The organism is Paraburkholderia sp. BR10872, from assembly GCF_040965835.1.
GTDB lineage: Bacteria > Pseudomonadota > Gammaproteobacteria > Burkholderiales > Burkholderiaceae > Paraburkholderia > Paraburkholderia nodosa_A.
In genome coordinates this window covers 1-255 of the sequence record NZ_JBFRCN010000198.1, presented here as the reverse complement: position 1 = coordinate 255, position 255 = coordinate 1, and the positions used below count along the sequence as shown (strand labels likewise).

At 60.4% G+C, this 255-nt stretch carries 1 protein-coding gene; it reads right to left on the bottom strand.

Features of this window, described 5'->3' with window-relative positions:
• On the bottom strand, positions 1-255 hold a 255-nt coding region (locus tag AB4Y43_RS40675), incomplete at both ends, for a DUF4158 domain-containing protein (protein ID WP_368730311.1).

The following is a 255-nucleotide window of genomic DNA, read 5'->3' as shown; positions in this document are numbered from 1 at the left end:
AGAGCCAGCGTTTCAATTCGTAAAGCAAGTCACCGCGGTCGGGCCGACCTGTCAGGCGTTCTTTCAGCCAGCGCACGACATACCGGCGCTGGTGCTCGGCCATCGGCCGGAATCCAAGCGCCTGATATGCGAGAACCTGATGATCAATCAGCGTGCGAGCCCGCGTTTCGTACAGCGTGCGCAGCGTGCCGAGATCGGGTGGATCGACTGCGAGTTGCGCGCCAAGATGATTCCAGAGCACTTTGGGAATCTGCC